Source organism: Sphingomonas profundi, assembly GCF_009739515.1.
Taxonomy (GTDB): Bacteria; Pseudomonadota; Alphaproteobacteria; order Sphingomonadales; family Sphingomonadaceae; genus Alterirhizorhabdus; species Alterirhizorhabdus profundi.
The window spans coordinates 1,067,642-1,084,611 of record NZ_CP046535.1; the positions used below are offsets into that span (position 1 = coordinate 1,067,642).

The window sequence follows — 16,970 nt, forward strand, 5'->3', positions numbered from 1 at the left end:
CCAGGCGGCGCCCTGATAGATTTGTCGCACGCCCTCCCATCGGGGTGCCGCGGCCAAGCGGAGAGAAGAATATGAAAGCCCTTCTGATCGCCACGAGCCTGTTGTTCGGAACCGCCGCGATAGCGCAGGACATGGGCGGCCAGATGCCGCCCGCCAACCAGCCCTCGCAGGGGCCGAACGCCGCGTCGCCGGCGCCGGACACGACGATGCCGGCCACCACGGACGCGCCGATGGCGGCGCCGGCCGATCCTGCCGCCGCCGCGCCGGATGCGGGCGCGCCCGCGCCGGCCGCCGATGCGCCGATGGCCGCGCCCGCCCCGGCAGCGGCCCCCGCGCCGATGGCGAGCGATCCCTCCAGCTATCCGCCCTGCACGCGCACGCTGAAGGACAAGTGCACCAATCGCGGCCGCAAGTAAGCGGTTCGGGGCGTAGCGGTCAGGCGGGCAGCCGCCTCAACCTGACCACCGCCTGATCGAGTGCCGAGAGAAAACGCGAGCGGTCCGCCTTCGAAAAGGGAGGTGGACCGCCGCTTATCTGATCCATCGCCCGCAAATCCGCCATCAGCGCGCGCGTGGCCACGGCATTGCCGATCGACGCGGCGTCGAATTGACGGCCGTTGTTCCCGATCACGGTGGCGCCAACCTTCACGCACCTGTCCGCCAGCAGGATGTCGGCGGTGACGACGATGCTGCGGTTGCCGGCATGGTCGGCGATCCAGTCGTCGGCGGCATCGAACCCGGCGCCTACCAGCACGCGGGCGAACAGCGGATCGGGCGGCACGCGGATATAGGTGTTGGTCACGAGGCGTACCGCCAGCGCGTGACGCCGCGCGACCTTGTAGACCTCCTCCTTCACCGGGCAGGCATCCCCGTCGACGAGGATGTGGATGCCGGTCAGGCCGTCATCCTGCCCCTCTGCCATCAGCGCGCGCGGCCGTAGGGCCGTGGCGCATATTGCTTGCGCGGTCCGCCGGTGTGCGGCCGGCCCCCCTCGCTCGGCCGGCGGCGGCCGCCCTGAACCGGCGGCGGCGCATCGCCGGCCGGCTCGATCAGCACGTCGTCATCGGCACCCGCCGTGCGCCGCAGGGACTCGGCGAAGCGATCGGCCACGGCGCGCGGGATCTGGAACAGCGTCTCGCGATCGCCGATGCGGATCGCGCCAACGTCGCTCTTGGTGATGTGGCCGCGGCGGCAGAGCAGCGGCAGCAGCCAGCGCGGATCGGCGTTGGCGCTGCGGCCGATGTTCATGCGGAACCACACCGTATCCTCGAAGCCCGGGCGCGGGCCGTCGGCGCGAGCCGGCCGCTCGTCCGGTCCGCCGGCGAACATCTCCTCCGGCTCGGGCAGGTTCTGGCGGTGGGTGCGGACGAAGGCGGCGGCGATCTCCTCGGCGCTGTGCCGCTCCAGCAGCTGGCGGGCGACGGCGAGATCCTCCTCCGCCGCGTCGCCGGGGGCGATCGTCTCCAGCAGGCGGGTCTGGTCGCGCGCGCGGATATCCTCGGCGGTGGGCGCCGGCACCCAGCTTGCCTTCACATTGGCCGCGCGCAGCATCCCCTCCGCCCGGCGCCGGCGCGGATAGGGCACGATCAGCACGCAGGTGCCCTTGCGCCCGGCTCGCCCGGTGCGGCCGGAGCGGTGCTGTAGCGTCTCCGGATCGATCGGCAGCTCGGCATGCACGACCAGGCCGAGATCGGGCAGGTCGATGCCGCGCGCCGCCACGTCCGTCGCCACGCAGACGCGCGCGCGCTTGTCACGCAGCGCCTGGAGAGCGTGGGTGCGCTCGTTCTGACTGAGCTCGCCCGAGAGCGCGACCGCGGCGAAGCCCCGCTCGACCAGGCTCGCGTGCAGGCGGCGGACATTCTCCCGCGTGGCGCAGAACACCATCGCGCCGTTCGCCTCGTAGAAGCGCAGGGTGTTGACCACGGCATGCTCGATATCGGCCGGCGCCACGGCGATGGCCCGGTACTCGATATCGGCGTGCGCCTTGCCGGCGGACATCGTCTCGATCCGCAGCGCGTCCTTCTGATAGGTGCGGGCGAGGATCGCGATCGGCTTGGGCAGGGTGGCGGAGAACAAGAGCGTGCGGCGATCGGCCGGCGTGACGTCCAGTATCTCCTCGATATCCTCGCGGAAGCCCAGGTCGAGCATCTCGTCCGCCTCGTCCAGCACCACCACCTTGAGGCCGGAGGTGACGAGGCTGCCGCGTTCCAGATGATCGCGCAGGCGCCCCGGCGTGCCGACAACGATGTGCGCCCCGCTCTGCAACGCGCGCTGCTCCGCCCGCACGTTCATGCCGCCGACGCACGAGGCGACGCGGCCGCCGGCCGGGCCGTAGAGCCAGGCGAGCTCCCGCTGCACCTGCATCGCCAGTTCCCGCGTGGGGGCGATGATGAGGGCCAGCGGCTCCCGCGCGAAGCCGAACTTGGGCTGGTCGCCGAGCAGGGTGGAGGCCATGGCGAGGCCGTAGGCGACGGTCTTGCCGGAGCCGGTTTGGGCCGAGACGAGCAGGTCGCGGCCCTGCGCCTCCGCGACCAGCACGGCCGCCTGCACGTCGGTGGGGGTATCATAGCCGCGCGCGGCGAGCGCCTCGCCGAGAAAGGCGGGCAGGGTGGAGAATGGCATTCATATTCCAGTGCGACGGGGGAGCGGCCACGGTGCGGCACGCGAGTTGCCACCGCTATAGCACTTGTCCGGCGCTCCATCCACTGGCCCACGCCCACTGGAAATTGTAGCCGCCGAGCCAGCCCGTCACGTCCACCGCCTCGCCGACGAAGTGCAGGCCGGGCACGGCCTTCGCCGCCATCGTCCTCTGGTCCAGTCCGGCCGTGTCGATGCCGCCGACGGTGACTTCGGCCTTGGCGAACCCTTCCGTGCCGGTCGGCGCGAACGGCCACGCGTTGAGCCGCGCGCCGAGAGCCGCGAGCGCCTTGTCCGCCATGTTGGCGAGTTCGCCCGGAGGCGCGATCGCCTCGGCAAGGCGGGCGGGCAGCATCTCGGCCAGCAGCGTGCGGGCCTGCGCGCGCGGCCGGGCGCGCTTGGCGGCGAGCAGGGCGGCGGCGGCATCCTCGCCGGGCCGGAGATCTAGCGCGATCGGCTGGCCATGCCGCCAGTAGGACGAGACCTGGAGGATCGCCGGGCCGGAAAGGCCGCGATGGGTGAACAGCGCCGCCTCGGCAAAGGCGGCGCGGCCGCACCGCGCGACCGCCGGCAGCGATACGCCGGAGAGCGCGCGGAACGCCATGTCCGGCTCGCCCAGGGTCAGCGGCACCAGCGCCGGGCGCGGCTCCACCACCTTCAGGCCGAAGCGGCGGGCGACATCGTAGGCGAAGCCGGTTGCGCCCATCTTCGGGATGGAAGGGCCGCCCGTGGCGATCACCAGCGACGGCGCGGTGACGGTGCCTTGCGCCGTGACGACGCGGAAATGATCCGCCCTGTCGATCGCCGCGACCGCGTGGCCGCAGCGTATCTCCACCCCGCCGACCTCGCACTCGCCCACCAGCATCGCCACGATCTGGCGGGCCGATCCGTCGCAGAACAGCTGGCCCAGCGTCTTCTCGTGCCAGGCGATGCCGTGACGATCGACCATCGCGACGAACTCCGCCGGCGGATAGCGGCCGAGCGCGGAGCGGGCGAAGTGCGGGTTGGCCGAGAGAAAGCGATCGGGCGCGGTGCCGAGGTTGGTGAAGTTGCACCGCCCGCCGCCGGAGATGAGGATCTTCTTGCCCGGCTTCTCGGCATGATCGATCACCACTACCCGCCGCCCGCGCTGCCCGGCGGTGAGCGCCGCCATCAGCCCGGCGGCGCCGGCGCCGATGACGATCGCGTCGTGGGTGGGGTTCGCCGACACCATATCGTTCCGCTCAGTCCCTCGTCGGGATGAGCGGCGGACGAGCGGACGTCCCCCTCACCGCGTCAGCAGGCCATGCTTCTTCTTGCCGAGGCTGATCTTCACCGGCGCGTCCTCTAGCCGCACCTCGAAGGCGGGATCGGCGATCACCACGTCGTTCAGGCGCACCGCGCCCTCGCCGATCTTGCGCCGCGCCTCGCCGTTGGAGGCGGCGAAGCCCAGCACGGTGAGCGCGGCGATGATGCCGATCCGCCCCTCCTCGATGCGCAGCGACGGCAGCGCGCCGCCGGCCGATCCCTCCTCGAACAGGCGCCGCGCGGTCTCGGCCGCCTCGTCGGCGGCGGCGCGGCCGCGGCAGAGCGCCGTCGCCTCGTTCGCCAGCACCTTCTTCGCCTCGTTGATGCCGGCGCCCTCGGCCGCTTCCAGCCGGGCGATCTCCTCCAGCGGCAGATCGGTGAACAGGCGGAGGAAGCGGCCGACGTCGCGATCGTCGGTGTTCCGCCAGAACTGCCAATAGTCATAAGCCGGCAGCGCATCCTCGTTCAGCCAGACGGCGCCGGACATCGTCTTGCCCATCTTGCCGCCGTCCGCTGTGGTGATGAGCGGGGTGGTGATGCCGAACACCTCCGTGCCATCCATCCGCCGGGCGAGCTCGACGCCGTTGACGATGTTGCCCCACTGATCCGATCCGCCCATCTGCAGCCGGCAGCCGGCCCGGCGCGACAGCTCAAGGAAATCATAGGCCTGGAGGATCATGTAGTTGAACTCGAGGAAGCTCAGCGACTGCTCGCGATCGAGCCGCAGCTTGACCGAATCGAAGCTCAGCATCCGGTTGATCGAGAAATGCTGGCCCACGTCGCGCAGGAACGGGATATATTCCAGCCGGTCGAGCCAGTCGGCATTGTCGACCATCACCGCGTCGGTCGGCCCGTCTCCGAACGTCAGGAAGCGGGCGAAGACCCGGCGGATCGAGGCGGCGTTGGCGGCGATCGTCTCCTCCGTCAGCAGCTTGCGCGCCTCGTCCTTGAAGCTCGGGTCGCCGATCTTGCCGGTGCCGCCGCCCATCAGCACGATTGGCTTGTGGCCGGCCTGCTGAAGCCGCCGCAGCAGCATGATCTGCACGAGGCTGCCGACGTGCAGCGACGGCGCCGTCGGATCGAAGCCGATATAGCCGGGCACGACGGTCCGCCCCGCCAGCGCGTCGAGCGCGGTGGCGTCGGTGATCTGGTGGATGTAACCCCGGCTGTCGAGCAGGCGCAGAAGATCGGAAGCGTGTTCGGTCATGGCGCGGGGGCGCCTAGCATGGGGGACGTATGTTGAACAGGCTCGGGCATTGAACAGGCGGGGCCGGTGAGCGGCGGGCCGCTGCTGGCGGTGGGCCTGATGTCCGGCACGTCGCTGGACGGCATCGACGCGGCGCTGATCGAGACGGACGGCGAGGGGCTGGCGCGGCCGATCGCCTTTCGCGGCGAGGCCTATTCCGAGCAGGCGCGGCGCACGCTGCGCGAGGCGACGGCGCTGGCCCTGGCCTTCGATCATCCCCGCCCCAATCCGGAGATCGCCGCCGCCGCCGAGCTGGTGACGCGCAGCCACATCCTGGCGGTGCGCAAGCTGCTGGTGGATGCGCGCGTCTCCCCCAACGACGTGGACGTGATCGGCTTCCACGGACAGACGATCGCCCACCGCCCGGCACGCGGCTGGACGTGGCAGATCGGCGACGGCGCCGCGATGGCGCGGGCGCTGGGCATCGCCGTGGTGAGCGACTTCCGCGCGGCCGACGTGGCGGCGGGCGGGCAGGGCGCGCCGCTGCTGCCGGTCTACCATCGCGCGCTGGCGGCCGATCTGGCGAAGCCGGTGGCGGTGCTGAACCTGGGTGGCGTGGGCAACCTCACCTATATCGGTGCGGACGACGCGCTGATCGCCTTCGATACCGGGCCGGCCAATGCCCTGATCGACGACTGGATGCTGGCCGAGACGGGGCGCCGCTACGACGAGGGCGGCGCCTTTGCCGCCACGGGCCGGGTGGACGAGACCGTGCTGACGGCGATGCTGGACAATGACTGGTTCGATCAGCCGCCGCCCAAGTCCCTCGATCGCGCCGACTTCACGATCCAGCCGGCGCGCGGCCTTTCCGCGGCCGACGGGGCGACGACGCTGACGGCGTTCACCGCCATCTCCGCCTCCTACGGGCTGCGGCTGCTGCCGGCGCGGCCGGGGCGGCTGATCGTCGCGGGCGGCGGGCGGCACAATGCGACCCTGATGGCGATGCTGGCGGAGGCGTGCGGCATCGTGCCCGAACCGATCGAGGCGCTCGGCTGGAATGGCGATGCGACCGAGGCGGAAGGCTTCGCCTATATGGCGGCGAGGCACCTGCGCGGGCTGCCGATCAGCTTTCCCGGAACGACCGGCGTCGCGACGGCCATGACCGGCGGCGTGCTGAGCAGGAGCTAGGGGCCGGCGTCGCTTGCGTGTCGCTACGACCAATCGCCAGCTTGCCGCATCGCCGCTCATACATTTTTAACCCGATTCGGTGCAAAGTTGTTCAGATCAGCGGCAGGCCGGCGTCAGGGCGGCAGGAGTCTGGCTATGAGCTTCAAGGCGAGGAATTTCCATTGCGAGGTCGTGCGGCAGCCGCCCCGCGACATCACGGAGCAGGATCTTCCGCCCCGGTTCAACCGCCGCTGGACGTCGGCGATGAAGGCCGCCGTTGTGGCCGCGATCGACGGCGATCTCCTTGACGTGCGCGAGGCCTGCCGACGCTACAATCTGGACGAGGAAGAGATCGCCCTCTGGCGTGGCATGCTCGGCCAGGACGCTGCGCCGGTCGCGGCGTCGCGGCCGATCCGCCAGATCGATCACGGCTACGGGCGCGCCAGCGGCACTCTGGGCGATCTGGTCGACATCCGGATCTGAACCGCGCCGGCCATCCGCCGAACCATCAACAATCGTGCGCCCGTGGGAGACCACAGGGCCGATGACGCGCGTCTAACGCATTTAAATATAACGACACTTCCCGTCAGCCACCGCGAGTTAACGCACGCTTAGGCACGTCCGACCAGAGTTGCTTAGCGATATAGGAGGATGACGAGACAGGTAACGACGGACCGAGGCTGAACTTTAGGAAGCAAGATGACACATTCGATGGTGAGCTATCCGGTGGAGGTCGCCTCCACCCTCTGCGGCGATCTGACCGAGGCCGATCTGCCGCCGAGCTACAACCGGCGCTGGTCGCCGATCATGAAGGCGCGGGTGGTCGCGGCGATCGAGTGCGGGCTGCTCAGCGCGCAGGATGCCGGCGAGCGCTACAATCTGGGGCAGGAGGAATTGCTGAGCTGGCAGCGCGGCCTGCTCCACTCCGGTCTCGAAGGGCTGACCCATGCCGGGCAGGTGCGGGTCTACAAGAGCGTCTATCAGGGCGAGCACGCCCCGGCCTGACACGTTCGGCCACTGACGATCCATGCATCGGCGCGCGCTCCCATCCTCGGGGGTGCGCGCCGATCCGCGTTCGGTCAGCCGCGTTCGGTGGCTGTCGCGATACCGCTGTCCGTCAGCACGCGGCCATGTCGTGCGACGAAGTCTCCATCAGCAGCTTAAGCAGCGCCTCCGCCTCATGATCGGGCGAGCTGGCGAGTGCGGGACGGAAAGCCTGGCGCAGGTTGCGCCCGACCTCGAAGAACGAATCCGGCTTGTCGAGCCACAGCGCCGGCGGAACCTGCATCATCTTGGACATGCGACCTGACCCTGTTTTCTTGATGAATCCGCATGTGATGCAGCCAGGTAAACAAAAGATTTCACATACTGGGGCGGGCTGGCCGATCAGACCAAAGTCTAGCCCGACTCGCGGTGGCCGGACGCGTCAGGCGCGCTCCGCCGCAAGCCCGGCGAGATGATCGATCGCGCAGGCGATCTCGCGATCGTCGGGCCAGGCGGCCTGCCCCTCGGCCAACATGGCGGCGGCATCCTCCAGCCGGCCGAGCCGCGTCAGATAGCGCGCCTGCCGCGTCCAGAAGCCCGCCTCATGCTCCGCCGCCGACGAGACCGCGCGCGCCTCGGCCAGCGACTGCTCGATGCCGCCGGTCGTCAGGTTCGATCGGCGCGATCGCGTCCGCTTGTGGATGCTCAGGATGTTGTGGCGGAAGCGGACTTCGTGGATCGCGTTTCGGAACGGCGGCGGCACCTCCCGCCCGGCGGGCAGCTCCGCCTCGTTGGCGTGGTCGAACAGCTCCCGCGCCAGGTTCGCCGTGGTCGGGGCGGTGGTGTCGAGCCCGCCGCCATAGGCGTGGAGATAGCTGGTCTGCGTGTCCTCGATCACGTAGCGGCCGTCTTCGTTCAGATAGGGGAACAGGCCGATCAGGGACGCGCGCACGTCCGCGTTGCGGTGGCTGCCATCGTCGATGATCACGTCGAACGGGCCGTAGGTCTCGCCGATGTGCCGGAGATGGTCCTCGTTCGTCTGGTCGGCGCGGACGAACATGGTGTCGGGCGGGAACTGGAAGGTCTTCGCCTCGATATCCATCAGCGTGATCGCCCAGCCGGGCAGCAGCCATCGCCACACCTGCGCCGATGCCCCGCCCGAACGCGGATCGCCATAGCCGCCGACGCCGATCTCCAGCAGGCGCGGGGCGGATGCCCGCACGCCGCAGAACAGCTCCGCGTAGAAGCCGGCATAATCGTGATCGATCACCTTGTCGCAATCCACCCGCAGCGCCTCGCGGGTGAAATCCTCGACGAAGCGGGCGATCCGATCGGCGCCGTCAGCCAAGGTCGATCATCCCGCCAGCCGGGCCAGCGCTTCCTGCTGCTGGTGCACGATCGTCGGCCGCACCCGCCCGCGCCGGCTGCCGGCCATGCGGTTCTCGTGCGCGGTCGTCAGCAGATCGAAGATGCGGTCGGCGCTGGTCTCGGCATCGAAGCGGCGGGCGACGTTCCGCCGCGCCACCGCGATCGCACGGCCGCGCGCCTCCGGATCGGCGCGGAAGCGGCGGAGCGCGGCCACGGCGCCGGCGGCCGATTTGAAGAACAGCTCCTCGGACACCAGAGCCGCGCCCTCGTCGTTCCAGTCGCTGATGACGAGCCCGCCGGACATCACGACATCGAGCACGCGGTTGGAGAGGATGTTCGCCTCCGCCATGTCCGCCCAGTGATCGTTCAACACCGCGAAGGCCTTGCCGTACAGGTGCGGCAGGGCGGCATTGTCGATATAGTCGCCCAGCACCATGTCCATCGGCACATACTGATCCCAGCCGGCACCGATCACCTTTATCGGCAGCGACTGCGCGATGTCGATGATGAACTTGCGTACCTTGCCGCGGGTGTTGCCGACGAACACGATATCCTCGGCGGAGACCTTCTCCAGCAGCGCGGCCGATGCGGGATCGATCCCGGCGGTCTCCGTCGCCTCGGCATCGAAGATCGAGAATTGCCGCGCCACGGTGGCGGCCGTGGCCGCGCCCCGGTGCCGATCGGCCAAGGCCTGCGAGGCGAAGGCGACACCGTCATAGAGCGACACCTCCTCGCCGGAGACGGCATCGGGGTGGCTGATGACCCAGCCGAGCGTCAGCTCGTCGCCGCGCGGGGTGTAGCGGCTGAGGCCGCGCATCACGAGCGCCGCGTCGAAATGCTCGGGCGGGTTCCACTCCTCGATGCACTGGACCTGCACGTAGAGGCCGCGGCGGCGCAGCGCGCCCGCCAGCGCCTCGGCCAGGTGCGTGTCGCCCCAGGCATGGGCTTCCGCCCGCAGCGGCGCGCCGATCTTGATCGCCACCGAGCGGACGGACTGGCTCGCCTCAAGCAAGGCCGTCGCGACCGTCTCGGCGCGGTGGCGGTACTGGTGGCCATCCTCGACCAGCGAAGCGAGGCGGGCGACCAGCGTGATGCGGTCCTCCTCCCGATCGAGGAAATGGCCGACGAGATCGCGCAAATCCTTCTCCGTCCGCCAGACCGGCAGCAGACCCTGAAAGTCCGTCTCCGAACTCTCGGACGAGTTTGTCAGCGGCAGGCAGCCGGCGGCGATCGCATCGAACACGCGGCTGTTGGTGCCGCCCCAGTGCGCGGCGGATTCGTGCGCCTGATCGATCACGATGCGCGCGTTGGCGTAGAGGTTCCGCATCTCGGCATAGGGGAAGAAGCCGCGCCACATCGGCCTGGCGGCGGGCACCTTGTCCCAGCCGTGGCCGTAGATCGCCACCTTGTCATGCCACGCCGGATCATCGAACGCGGCGAGGAAGGATCGCGCCACCCCGCTGTGGCTGCCGTTGAACATCACGTCCGTCGTCCGCTCGGCGGCCGGGTTGCCGGAGCGCATCTCTTCCAGGTTGGTCGCGATCGGCACGTGCAGCGCCTTGATGCCGTGCGTGCGCTCCAGCTCACGGCAGAAGGCCAGGGACGAGCACCAGACCATGTGATAGCAGGTCAATTCGCCCGTCTGCACCCACGCCTCGAAATTGTTGCGTAGCCAAGCGATCTTCATCAGGTTCGGGCGATCCGACTGCACCTGGCTGATGCGATATTCGTGCAGCATGTTGACGATGTGGGTCAGCCCGCGCGCATCGTGCCAGTTCACGTCCGGCTGGACGAACTCCACCTCCACGCCAAATTGCGCGGCCAGCGCGCCGCCGATCTCGGCCGCGGTGAAATATTCGCCGGTGCGCGCCACCGGGCCGGATTCGACGACAACGAAGCCGATCCGCGCCCGCTCGGACGCCCAGCGCCGATCCGGATCGATCAGGCCGCGGGCGTGCCGCTTGCGCATCTGGTAGCCCAGCCGATCGCGCAGCACCCGGCTGTTCTGGTGGACGCGCTTCATGCCCTCCGCCCCGCGAACCGACAGGCGCAGCCAGCCGCGGTGGTGCAGCGCCGCGACATTGTTCAGGCAGACGACCTTCTTGCCGAGATCGGCCAGCACCGCCTCGCCCAGTTCCACATCCTCGCCGCCGTAGAAATAGCTCTCCTCAAGCCCGCCGATGGCGAGATATTCCGCGCGCCGCATCATCGCGCAGGCGCCGGTGACGCTGTAGGTCGGCAGCTCCGCCACCTGATCGGCGATGTAGCCGGACTGGCTCGTCTCATAGGCATCGACGAAGCCGGCGGCGGAGAGGCCCAGCTGGATGCCGAGATGGTGGACGCTGGCCTTGGTCAGATCGCCGCGATCGCGCGCCTCCAGCAGCTTGCAGCCGACGAGGCCGACATCCTCATGCTCCTCCAGGTAGCGCAGCATCTTGCCGATCACATCCTCGATGAGGATGATGTCGTTGTTGAGCAGCAGGACGTATTCGCTGTCGCTGAAGCGATCGATCGCCCAGTTGTTGGCGAAGGAGAAGGAGTTGTTGCCCTCGACATAGTGGTAGTCGATCGTCAGCTTGGATTTCCAGCGCCGGATCATCGCCTCCGTGCCGTCGGTGGACTGGTGATCGACGATCACGATGTCGATCAGGCCGGCGGGCGTATACTTCCAGATCGAGGCGAGGCACTCGTCCAGCACCTGCCCGCCGTTGCGCGTGAGGATCACCACCGTCACCCGCTTGCGCACGGCGGCGGCGCCCGGCGCCAGGTTGACCCCGCGCGCCACGCTCAGCCGGTCGGCGACGCTGGGTGCGAGCATCGGGCGAACGATGCGGCTCTTGCGCAAGGTGAAGGCGAAGGGCGATTTCGGCACCGGCAAGCCGGTCAACTGATCGCGCAGCACGATCGTATGCTCGCAGCCGTCGCGATACTTCTCCGGCATGACGATGCGGAAGCCGTGGAAGCCCTTGCCGTGCAGGCCGGCAAGGTCGCTCCGCATCAGATCGGCGGAGAAGGTGCCGAGCGCGTCGCCGTCGACCGATACGTCCAGCGAGACGATATTGTCCGTCCGCCCCTGGAAGGCGCACCAGCCGTACACGGCATTGACGTTGGGATCGACGCCGTCGACGCAGCCGACCAGCGGCCCGGTGAGGGTCTCGGCGGCGAGCGGAACCGAGATCTCGGCCAGCAGCGCGGGCAGGGTGGCGGTGAGGGTCGATCCGATATGCGGCAGCAGCGTCGTCGCCGGGATGATGACGCCGCTGACGAGCCGGCGGCCGCCCACGGCCAGGCGGAACTCATATTCGCCGATCACCGCCATGCCGGCGGTGACGATGATCTTGGCCTGATCCGGCCGCAGATCCGCCGCGTGATCGCCGCTCAGGCGGATCATCAGGCCGTCCTGACGCCACTCGGCATCCAGCGCCGGGATGCCGATGGCGAAGCTGCTTTCGGCCGCCCTCAGCACCGCGCCATCGGCCTGGCGGCGCACGACCACGTCGTGGGTGCGGCCATCCTTGAAGCGTTTAGGCAGAGCGAACAGGAAGCGCGGCTCCTGATCGCCCGGGGGCGCCGGCACCCGACCGCTGCCGCTCGGCACGCCGTCGATCAGCACCTCATATTCGTCGCCGCGCGGGCCGGGCGCGAACTTCATCCAGCCGGAGATGAACAGCGGGCCGCAATGATCGACCTGGCCGATGCCGGGCAGGCGATCGAGCCCGCGCGTGGCGCTACCCTTCAGCGGAACCTGCGCGACGAGCAGGTCGCCATCGAGCTGGATGTCCGCCATCACGCGATCCGTCGCGCCGATGTAGCGCACCTCGATCCGGTGGCGACCATCCTCGCCGCTGTGGCTGATCCGCAGGTCGCTGATGCTGCGCTGTCTGCTCCCGTCGGAGAAGGTGGCGCTCACCTGCGGCACATAGTCCACCGGGGCGTTCTCCACCGGCACCACCATGAGCGTGACGGCGCCTTCGCCCAGCAGCACCTCCTCCACCTCCGCCAGCGGGATCGTGGCGATCTGGTGCAGCCGATCGATGAAGGCTTCGGGCAGGTCCACGCCGCAGCCGGCGAGCACCTCCGCCTCGAACACCGGATCGAGGAACACGGTCCTGAACGCGGCCGACCAGGTGCGCGCCGCCGGCAGCCGCTTGGCGCCCCTGGCCGATAGCGGCAGGAAGCCGGCGGCCCACTCCAGCAGCGCCGCCGGGGGGGCGAACTGGAACAACGGCGCGGTGAAGTTCCCCGCCTCCAGCAGGCCGGCCACCACCGAGGCCTCGAACTCCGCCGAGGTCATGAAGCTGGCGACGATCTCCGCCACCGAGCTCGTCGCGCGGGGGCCGGTGATGGCCTCCGCCTCCGCCTCGCGCCCCAGCAGGAACAGGTAGGACTGACGAATGTCATCCGGGCCGGGCTCGAACATCAACCAACACTCCTTGCATGGAGGGCGCGGCGGGGAAGGGGCGGCTGGGGCCTGCGGCTTTCCCTGATGGGGATCGATCCCGCCGCCGCGCCATTCCCGTCGTTCCTCATCGCAGCGCCTTTCCCCCGAACATGCGGCGCCAGACCGCACCAGCAAGCTGACCCGACAGATCTCGTCGCTTTCCGGGGGCGCCAGGCGCGGTTCATACCTACAAGCCGACGTGTCGGATTGTAAAGCGGTGATGAACGATAGGGAGGTAACGAGAGTGGGTAAGGAAAAACTTACCATATTGCCGCTAGGTTTCTGATCGACACCCGAAGTTGTTCTGGAAAACGCGTTCAGTAGACGGCTGTCCACGTAGTATAAGCCGCAAACAACCTGAGGCGCTGTGCATGTAATCGCGGTATCGATTACCCGTCCGTGCGTTAAGCAATATCCTGCCTGTCGCATCCGGCCGGTGCTTGGCGCGCGTGGCGAAGCGCGCCTATACCGATCGTCGCGCAACATGCCGGGGCCGGGGGCGACCATGATCGAGACGATTGAACGATTGCCGCCCGAGCATGCCCAAGGCCTCCGCAAGGTCCAGGTCGGCGTCGGTCCGAAGAATGCCCGGGCCGACTGGTGGAACGTGGACCTTCGCCCGTTCGACGGCGTGGACGAGGCGATGGACGCCGCGCAACCGTGGCGCTGGCACCGCATCCTCGAGTTCGTCTATGCCGAGCATTTCCTGGAGCATCTGCGCGTCGACGAGGCGGTCCATTTCCTCGTCCACGCCGGCAATGCGCTACGCCCCGGCGGCATCCTGCGCCTCTCAACCCCGGCCTTGGAATGGGTGCTGGCCAGCCACTTCACCTTCGCCGAACCGGGCGAGCGCGCCCGCGAGGAGACGTTCGCGATCAACCGCGCCTTCTACGGCTGGGGCCACCGCTTCCTGTTCTCGCGCGACATGCTGCGCTGGCTCATCAAGCAACTCGGCTTCGCGAGCTGCGACTTCCACGATTATGGCGAGAGCGGGACGGCGGAACTGCGCGACCTGGAACTGCACGGTGGCTGGACCCGGCACGGCGGCTTTCCCTCCGTCTGGATCGTCGAGGCGCGGTCCGGCAGCGAGCCCATCGCGATCCCGCCGGGGCTGATGGAGACGATCCAGACGCACTTCCTGCGCCACGTGCTGGGCGGCCATTAGCGGTCCGTCCCGAGATGAGAGACGTGGACGCCCAACTGCGCCGGAATAACGCAAGCGCGTAGGGGCAGCCTCCCGGCCCGCGCGCCGAATTCCAGGCCGGATCGAGATCGAGCGGACGAAGCCGGCATTATGCAGACCGCTGATCCTGAGGAGCCAGTGAGCGTGTCGAAATGGCGGCTCGAAGGGCATGGACGGTCCCTCGCCTCCGCTCAGCCCCTCCTCAGGATGCGCGGACATGCAGAAAGCTGGATGTCGGTCCGGTCTAGGCGGGCTCGCTCCGCAGTGTCGGCGGCGGGATGGTACGGGGGCCGAGCGCCAGTTGCCAGTAGCCCACGTTGCGCCACGCGCCATGCTTGAAGCCGACGCCCTCCATCACGCCGATAGGGGTGAAATCCAGCTTCTCGTGGAAGCGCGTGCTCTCCGGATTGGGCACGGTGATGGAGGCGATGGCGGTGACGAAGCCGCGATCGGTCAGCGCGTCCAGCAGCGCCTCGTAGAGCGGCCGGCCGACGCCGGTGCGGCGCTGGTCGTGCGCCAGGTAGATGGCCGTCTCCACCGTCCAGCGATAGGCGGCGCGGGCGTGATAGGTGCGGCCATAGGTGTAGCCGACGATGCGGCCGCCGCGCTCCGCGACGAGCCACGGATGCGCGGGCAGCACGGCGGCGATGCGGCCGGCCATCTCCGCCGCGTCGGGCGCGACCTCCTCGAAGCTGGCCACGCCGTGATCGACATAGTGCGCGTAGATCGCCGCGATCGCGGGTGCGTCGCCGGGCATGACCGGCCGGATCGTCGTCACGCTCACGGGCGGGCGAGCGCCTGCACCAGCGTGCGCGCCAGCGCGGCATCGCCGGTGCGCGGGGCGGCGGCCGCCGGGCAATCGAGGCAGACGACCTGAATGGCCGGGCCGCGCGCGATGAGGCTCATGTCGCCGAACGCGTGCAGCAGCATATCCGCCGGCCGCGTGGCGAGGCGGGAGAAGGCATCGGTCGCACGCGCCGAGTCACTGTCCTGGTTCTGGCTGGCGAGATCGGCGGCGAGTTGGCTGAGGCGCGAGGGCTGCTTCTCGATATAGCGCGGTCGCACCTTCGCCGGATCGAGCTTCGCCCGCCGCGCCGCCTCGGCGATCGCCGCGTCCAGCCCGCCATAGGCGTCGACGAGGCCGAGGCCGCGCGCCGCGTCGCCGGACCAGACGCGGCCCTGGCCGATCTGGTCGACGCGGGCGAGCGGCAGGTGGCGCGACTGGCCGACCAGCCCGGTGAAGCGGCGATAGATGTCGACGATGCCTGCCTGCATCAGCCGATCGAACTCGGGCGAGGTGCCGCGCAGCACGTCCGGCTCGCCGGAGAGCGGGGTGGTCTTCACCCCGTCCGCCGAGAGGCCGAGCTTGGCGAGCGCGCCCTTGAAGTTCGGCAGCAGGCCGAAGACGCCGATCGATCCGGTGATGGTCGAGGGTTCGGCGAAGATGCGGTCGGCCGGCGTGGAGACCCAGTAGCCTCCGGACGCGGCGACCGCGCCCATCGACACCACGATCGGCAGCCCGCGCGCCTTGGCCTGCAGGATGGCGGCGCGGATCCGTTCCGACGCCATCACCGATCCGCCCGGCGAATCGACGCGGACCACCAGCGCGCGGATGCGGTTCTTCGCCAGCTCGTCCAGCAGCAGGCTGGCGATCGTGTCGCCGCCGGCGGTGCCGGGTGGGGCGTTGCCGTCCACGATCATGCCGGCGATCGTCAGCACGCCGATCTGCGCGCCGGCGTCGCTCTCGCCATGCGCCGTCAGCCAGCGATCGAGCGGGATCGCGGCATAGCCGCCCGGATGCCGATCGATGCCGCGCCCGGCGAGTGCCGCCACCCGATCGCCGAAGGCGATACGATCGCCGATGCGATCGACGAGGCCGGCCGACGCCGCCGCCTGCGCCATGCGTCCGCCGGCCGCCGCGACGATCGGCTCCGGATCGGCGAGATAGGCGGCGAGCCGGGCTTTCGGCCGCGCCGCGCCGACGCCGCCCTGCCAGTCGCGCCACAGCGCATCGGCCAGCGCCTGATTGGCGGCGCGCGCCTCCGGCGACTGATCGGTGCGGGTGAAGGGTTCGACTGCCGACTTGAACTGGCCGACGCGATAGACCTTGGTCTCCACGCCGACCTTGTCGAGCAGGCCCTTATAGTAGAGGTGCGTGCCGCCCGGCCCCGTCAGCAGCACCGCGCCGAGCGGATCGAGCCACACCTCGCTCGCATGGGCGGCCAGCTGGTAGCTGTCGTCGGTATAGCCGGTGGCGAAGGCCAGCACCGGCTTGCCGCTGGCGCGCACCCGATCGACGGCGCGGGTGGCGGCGGCGATCGTCGCCTGGCCGCCGCCGGTGAAGCGATCGAGATCGAGCACCACCGCCTTGACGCTGCCGTCCGTGGCGGCGGCGTCGATCGCGCGGATCACGTCTCGCAGGCGATACTCCTTCACCACCGGCGTCTGCCCGGCGAGCGCGGTGAACGGCTCCACCTGCGAGGGCTGTTCGACGAGGCTGCCCTCCAGCGCCACCACCAGCGCGCCGCTGGCCGGCAGGCGCGGGTTGGGCGACAGCGAGAGGAGGGCGAACAGCACTCCGAAGAAGAGCAGCATGGCGAGCAGGACGAGCGCGTCCTTGATCCCCACCAGCAGCCGCCACACGCCCCGCACGATCCGCATCACGCAACCTTCATGTCCGCCGCCGGCCGGGGCGGGACCGCACCGCCGCCGCCGGAA

At 69.5% G+C, this 16,970-nt stretch carries 14 protein-coding genes; 5 read left to right on the forward strand and 9 right to left on the reverse strand.

What is annotated here, in order from left to right; all coding sequences use genetic code 11:
* The first annotated feature begins 71 nt into the window (after positions 1-71).
* Entirely contained in the window at positions 72-416 is a 345-nt protein-coding gene (locus tag GNT64_RS05015) for a hypothetical protein (protein ID WP_156678511.1), read from the forward strand.
* Between the two features lie 19 nt (positions 417-435).
* Here the strand turns inward: GNT64_RS05015 and GNT64_RS05020 are convergent, their stop codons facing one another.
* From GNT64_RS05020 to tyrS, 4 genes are read right to left on the reverse strand one after another with little or no spacing between them, the layout of a single operon-like run.
* Positions 436-921, reverse strand: coding sequence for a YaiI/YqxD family protein (locus tag GNT64_RS05020; protein WP_156678512.1), 486 nt, complete (start codon positions 919-921; stop codon positions 436-438).
* Positions 921-2,621 (reverse strand): DEAD/DEAH box helicase, encoded by a 1,701-nt coding sequence (locus GNT64_RS05025; protein ID WP_156678513.1) that lies wholly within the window; start codon positions 2,619-2,621, stop codon positions 921-923. Before GNT64_RS05025 ends, GNT64_RS05020 begins: the two co-directional genes overlap by 1 nt.
* 55 nt (positions 2,622-2,676) lie before the next feature.
* Entirely contained in the window at positions 2,677-3,849 is a 1,173-nt protein-coding gene (locus tag GNT64_RS05030; RefSeq protein WP_156678514.1) for a BaiN/RdsA family NAD(P)/FAD-dependent oxidoreductase, read from the reverse strand.
* Positions 3,850-3,903: 54 nt separating this feature from the next.
* Positions 3,904-5,130, reverse strand: a complete 1,227-nt coding sequence (gene tyrS / locus GNT64_RS05035) for a tyrosine--tRNA ligase (RefSeq protein WP_156678515.1) — start codon at positions 5,128-5,130, stop codon at positions 3,904-3,906.
* Positions 5,131-5,211: 81 nt separating this feature from the next.
* Here tyrS and GNT64_RS05040 point away from each other — a divergent pair, with 81 nt between their 5' ends.
* The 3 genes from GNT64_RS05040 to GNT64_RS05050 all read left to right on the forward strand — a co-directional run bounded on the left by GNT64_RS05040 (position 5,212) and on the right by GNT64_RS05050 (position 7,281).
* Entirely contained in the window at positions 5,212-6,297 is a 1,086-nt protein-coding gene (locus tag GNT64_RS05040) for an anhydro-N-acetylmuramic acid kinase (RefSeq protein ID WP_277873270.1), read from the forward strand.
* A 135-nt stretch (positions 6,298-6,432) separates the two neighbouring features.
* Entirely contained in the window at positions 6,433-6,759 is a 327-nt protein-coding gene (locus GNT64_RS05045; RefSeq protein WP_156678516.1) for a DUF1153 domain-containing protein, read from the forward strand.
* A gap of 216 nt (positions 6,760-6,975) precedes the next feature.
* Positions 6,976-7,281 (forward strand): DUF1153 domain-containing protein, encoded by a 306-nt coding sequence (locus GNT64_RS05050; protein WP_156678517.1) that lies wholly within the window; start codon positions 6,976-6,978, stop codon positions 7,279-7,281.
* Positions 7,282-7,393: 112 nt separating this feature from the next.
* Here GNT64_RS05050 and GNT64_RS05055 read toward each other — a convergent pair whose 3' ends face one another.
* The 3 genes from GNT64_RS05055 to GNT64_RS05065 form a co-directional block, all read right to left on the reverse strand.
* Positions 7,394-7,576, reverse strand: coding sequence for a hypothetical protein (locus GNT64_RS05055; protein WP_156678518.1), 183 nt, complete (start codon positions 7,574-7,576; stop codon positions 7,394-7,396).
* 126 nt (positions 7,577-7,702) lie between these two features.
* Positions 7,703-8,608 carry an O-methyl transferase gene (locus tag GNT64_RS05060; RefSeq protein ID WP_231639278.1) on the reverse strand — a complete coding sequence of 302 codons (906 nt, stop codon included), beginning with the start codon at positions 8,606-8,608 and terminating at the stop codon, positions 7,703-7,705.
* Between the two features lie 6 nt (positions 8,609-8,614).
* On the reverse strand, positions 8,615-13,048 hold the full coding sequence (locus GNT64_RS05065) for a glycosyltransferase family protein (protein ID WP_156678519.1): 4,434 nt from the start codon (positions 13,046-13,048) through the stop codon (positions 8,615-8,617).
* Between the two features lie 526 nt (positions 13,049-13,574).
* On the opposite strand from GNT64_RS05065, the gene GNT64_RS05070 reads away from it, so the two are divergent.
* Positions 13,575-14,234 carry a methyltransferase domain-containing protein gene (locus tag GNT64_RS05070; protein WP_197277286.1) on the forward strand — a complete coding sequence of 220 codons (660 nt, stop codon included), beginning with the start codon at positions 13,575-13,577 and terminating at the stop codon, positions 14,232-14,234.
* A 262-nt stretch (positions 14,235-14,496) separates the two neighbouring features.
* On the opposite strand, the gene GNT64_RS05075 is transcribed toward GNT64_RS05070, so the two are convergent.
* Both GNT64_RS05075 and sppA read right to left on the reverse strand, forming a co-directional pair.
* Entirely contained in the window at positions 14,497-15,036 is a 540-nt protein-coding gene (locus GNT64_RS05075) for a GNAT family N-acetyltransferase (protein ID WP_231639280.1), read from the reverse strand.
* Positions 15,033-16,913 carry a signal peptide peptidase SppA gene (sppA, locus tag GNT64_RS05080; RefSeq protein ID WP_156678521.1) on the reverse strand — a complete coding sequence of 627 codons (1,881 nt, stop codon included), beginning with the start codon at positions 16,911-16,913 and terminating at the stop codon, positions 15,033-15,035. The genes GNT64_RS05075 and sppA overlap by 4 nt, the downstream gene beginning before the upstream one ends.
* Positions 16,914-16,970 lie beyond the last annotated feature (57 nt).

What these genes read in the sequence shown, in the direction of transcription:
- GNT64_RS05020 (WP_156678512.1), bottom strand. Translation starts at nt 921, where the DNA reads ATGGCAGAGGGGCAGGATGACGGCCTGACCGGCATCCACATCCTCGTC.
- GNT64_RS05045 (WP_156678516.1), top strand. Translation starts at nt 6,433, where the DNA reads ATGAGCTTCAAGGCGAGGAATTTCCATTGCGAGGTCGTGCGGCAGCCG.
- GNT64_RS05030 (WP_156678514.1), bottom strand. Translation starts at nt 3,849, where the DNA reads ATGGTGTCGGCGAACCCCACCCACGACGCGATCGTCATCGGCGCCGGC.
- GNT64_RS05025 (WP_156678513.1), bottom strand. Translation starts at nt 2,621, where the DNA reads ATGCCATTCTCCACCCTGCCCGCCTTTCTCGGCGAGGCGCTCGCCGCG.
- GNT64_RS05015 (WP_156678511.1), top strand. Translation starts at nt 72, where the DNA reads ATGAAAGCCCTTCTGATCGCCACGAGCCTGTTGTTCGGAACCGCCGCG.
- tyrS (WP_156678515.1), bottom strand. Translation starts at nt 5,130, where the DNA reads ATGACCGAACACGCTTCCGATCTTCTGCGCCTGCTCGACAGCCGGGGT.
- GNT64_RS05070 (WP_197277286.1), top strand. Translation starts at nt 13,575, where the DNA reads ATGATCGAGACGATTGAACGATTGCCGCCCGAGCATGCCCAAGGCCTC.
- GNT64_RS05065 (WP_156678519.1), bottom strand. Translation starts at nt 13,048, where the DNA reads ATGTTCGAGCCCGGCCCGGATGACATTCGTCAGTCCTACCTGTTCCTG.
- GNT64_RS05050 (WP_156678517.1), top strand. Translation starts at nt 6,976, where the DNA reads ATGACACATTCGATGGTGAGCTATCCGGTGGAGGTCGCCTCCACCCTC.
- sppA (WP_156678521.1), bottom strand. Translation starts at nt 16,913, where the DNA reads ATGCGGATCGTGCGGGGCGTGTGGCGGCTGCTGGTGGGGATCAAGGAC.
- GNT64_RS05055 (WP_156678518.1), bottom strand. Translation starts at nt 7,576, where the DNA reads ATGTCCAAGATGATGCAGGTTCCGCCGGCGCTGTGGCTCGACAAGCCG.